At 69.4% G+C, this 1,694-nt stretch carries 1 protein-coding gene; it reads left to right on the top strand.

The window, feature by feature from the left end; genetic code table 11:
- On the top strand, nt 1–1,583 hold a 1,583-nt coding region (gene recN, locus KH616_RS24870; RefSeq protein ID WP_292254867.1), incomplete at its 5' end, for a DNA repair protein RecN.
- Between the last annotated feature and the right edge of the window lie 111 nt (nt 1,584–1,694).

Genomic DNA, 1,694 nt, shown 5'->3' with positions numbered 1-1,694 from the left:
GCTTTACCGTCTTCTCCGGCGAAACCGGCGCCGGCAAATCGATCCTGATCGACGCGCTCGCGCTCGCGCTCGGCGAGCGCGCCGACGCGAGCGTCGTGCGCACCGGCTGCGGCCGCGCCGACATCACCGCCGAATTCACGCAGCACGATCGCGTCGCACGCTGGCTCGACGAACACGCGTTCGATACCGACGACACCGTGATGCTGCGTCGCGTAATCGATGCGAACGGCCGCTCGCGCGCGTTCATCAACGGGACGAGCGCGACACTCGCGCAACTGCGCGAGGTCGGCGAAATGCTCGTCGACATTCACGGCCAGCACGCGCACCAGCTGCTGATGCGGCCGGACGCGCAGCGCGAGCTGTTCGACACGCACGCCGGGCTCACCGCCGATGCCGCGAACGTCGCGCGCGCGTGGCGCGTGTGGCGCGACGCGACCCAGGCCATCGAGGCCGCGCAGGCGCATGAACGCGAGTTGCAGCTCGAACGCGAAAAACTCGCGTGGCAGCTCGCCGAACTCGACAAGCTCGCGCCGCAAGCGGGCGAATGGGAAGACATCAACAGCGAACACAAGCGGCTGTCGCATTCGGCGAACCTGATCGACGGTGTACAGGGCGCGCTCAACGCGCTGTCCGAAGCCGACGACGCGATGCTCGCGCAGCTCGGCGCGATCGTCTCGAAGCTGCGCAGCCTCGCCGATTACGATCCGGCCCTCAACGACGCGCTCGCCTCGCTCGAGCCGGCCGAGATCCAGCTGCAGGAAGCGATCTATTCGCTGTCGCACTACGCCCAGCGGCTCGACCTCGATCCTGACCGGCTCGCGCAGGTGGAAACGCGCCTCGACGCGCTGCATTCGACCGCGCGCAAATTCCGCCTGTCGCCTGAAACGCTGCACGACGAACATGCCGTGCGGCGCGCGCAACTGGCCGCGCTCGACGCCGCCGCCGATCTCGGCGCGCTGGAAGCCGTCCAGGCGAAAGCGTGGGAGGCCTACGTCGACAATGCGAAACGCCTGTCGAAAGCGCGTGCACATGCGGCCAAGGTGCTCGGCACGGCCGTCACGGCCGGCATGCAGGAACTGTCGATGGCGGGCGGCAGCTTCGAGGTCGCGCTCGTGCCGCTCGCCGACGGCGGCCCGCACGGACTCGAGCAGATCGAATTCCGCGTCGCCGGGCACGCGGGCGTGCCGCTGCGGCCGCTCGCGAAGGTCGCGTCGGGCGGGGAGCTGGCGCGAATCAGCCTCGCGCTGGCGGTGATCGCGAGCGCCGCCAGCCTGACGCCGACGCTGATCTTCGACGAAGTCGATACCGGCATCGGCGGTGGCGTCGCGGAAGTAGTCGGCCGACTGCTGCACCAGCTGGGACGCGACCGTCAGGTGCTGTGCGTGACCCATCTGCCGCAGGTCGCGGCGCGTGGCGATCAGCACTTCCAGGTCGCAAAGGGCGCGGATGCGGACGGCGGCACGGTGTCGACGGTCGTTCCGCTCGACAGGACGAGCCGCATCGAAGAAGTCGCACGGATGCTGGGCGGCCTGGAAATCACCGCGACGACGCGCAAGCACGCGAAGGAAATGCTGGCGGCCTGACAGAACCGCCCGGGCCGAAGCCGGTCGCAATCGGCTTCGGGCTTCGGGCTTCGGGCTTCGGGCTTCGGGCTTCGGGCTTCGGGCTTCGGGCTTCGGGCTTCGGGCTTCGGG

Source organism: Burkholderia sp. (assembly GCF_018375725.1).
Taxonomy (GTDB): Bacteria; Pseudomonadota; Gammaproteobacteria; order Burkholderiales; family Burkholderiaceae; genus Burkholderia.
The sequence above is the reverse complement of the archived record's forward strand: the minus strand, read 5'-3'. Positions and strand labels throughout refer to the sequence as shown.